The following is a 1,226-nucleotide window of genomic DNA, read 5'->3' on the forward strand; positions in this document are numbered from 1 at the left end:
GACGTAGAGCGTGGTCAGGTACTGGCCAAGCCGGGCACCATCAAGCCGCACACCAAGTTCGAATCCGAAGTGTACGTGCTGTCCAAGGAAGAAGGTGGTCGTCACACCCCGTTCTTCAAGGGCTACCGTCCGCAGTTCTACTTCCGTACTACCGACGTGACCGGTACCATCGAGCTGCCGGAAGGCGTAGAGATGGTCATGCCGGGCGACAACATCAAGATGGTTGTTACCCTGATTGCGCCGATCGCGATGGACGACGGCCTGCGTTTCGCCATCCGTGAAGGTGGCCGTACCGTAGGTGCTGGTGTTGTAGCTAAAGTTATCGCTTAATCGATACTTTATATGCACACATGAAAGGGGTGGCTTCGGCCACCCCTTTTACTTTTGGGGCTTTAATTGGCCTGTGAGATACTTTTGCGAAATCATCTATAGAGGTAGCTGCTGTGAGTAAACCCGCCATTTTTCTGGATCGCGATGGTGTCATCAACAAAGACACGGGTTATGTCAGCCAGGTTGATGACTTCCATTTTCTGCCCGGGGTGATTGAGGCCATGCAATTGCTGAAGAAAAAAGGCTATTTGCTGGTCGTGGTGACCAACCAATCCGGTATCGCCCGCGGTTACTTCACGGAAGATGACTTCATGAACCTGACCGAGTGGATGGATTGGTCATTGGCCGATCGGGATGTGGATCTCGATGGTATCTACTTCTGCCCCCATCACCCGGATCACGGCGCCCCTTGCGACTGCCGCAAACCGGAACCCGGCATGCTGCTGTTGGCGCAGCAAGAGTTGGGCATCGACATGGACCGCTCTTATATGGTGGGTGACAAACCTTCGGACCTGAAAGCCGCCATCAATGCCAAGGTCGGTCACAAGATAATGGTCAGAACAGGCAAGCCGATTACTGATGCGGGGATTGAGCTGGCCGATGCCATCTACGACAACCTGCATGATTTTGCCGTTGCAGCGCCTGTCACAGGCTGATTTCGCTGGATTAAAATGCTTTTTGGTGGCTTTGTGAGCGGTTGAACGGTGAAAGCCATCTTTTTGCAATTATCCTCTTGCCAGAACGAATTCGCTCCCTATAATGCGCCTCCATCGACAGGGCAAGCGGTAACGCAAACAAGCCGGTCGGTAGCCTCGAAACGCCTTTGAAAATAAGGCTTGACTCGAGAAGGCGGTTGAGTAGAATGCCACTCCCGCAGCAGCCAAAAGCTGCGTCGC

The 1,226-nt window shown here is 53.4% G+C and carries 2 protein-coding genes and 1 pseudogene; 2 read left to right on the forward strand and 1 reads right to left on the reverse strand.

Features of this window, described 5'->3' with window-relative positions; translation table 11 throughout:
• Positions 1-330: pseudogene (gene tuf / locus OKC41_RS20975) on the forward strand (elongation factor Tu); the annotation flags it as partial.
• A gap of 113 nt (positions 331-443) precedes the next feature.
• Positions 444-986 carry a D-glycero-beta-D-manno-heptose 1,7-bisphosphate 7-phosphatase gene (gmhB, locus tag OKC41_RS20980; RefSeq protein ID WP_010675946.1) on the forward strand — a complete coding sequence of 181 codons (543 nt, stop codon included), beginning with the start codon at positions 444-446 and terminating at the stop codon, positions 984-986.
• A 10-nt stretch (positions 987-996) separates the two neighbouring features.
• On the opposite strand, the gene OKC41_RS20985 is transcribed toward gmhB, so the two are convergent.
• Positions 997-1,226, reverse strand: a 230-nt coding sequence (locus OKC41_RS20985) for a hypothetical protein (RefSeq protein WP_270672344.1), incomplete at its 5' end; no start/stop codon positions are given.

Source organism: Aeromonas sp. QDB17, from assembly GCF_027705305.1.
In the GTDB taxonomy this organism is placed as follows: Bacteria; Pseudomonadota; Gammaproteobacteria; order Enterobacterales; family Aeromonadaceae; genus Aeromonas; species Aeromonas caviae.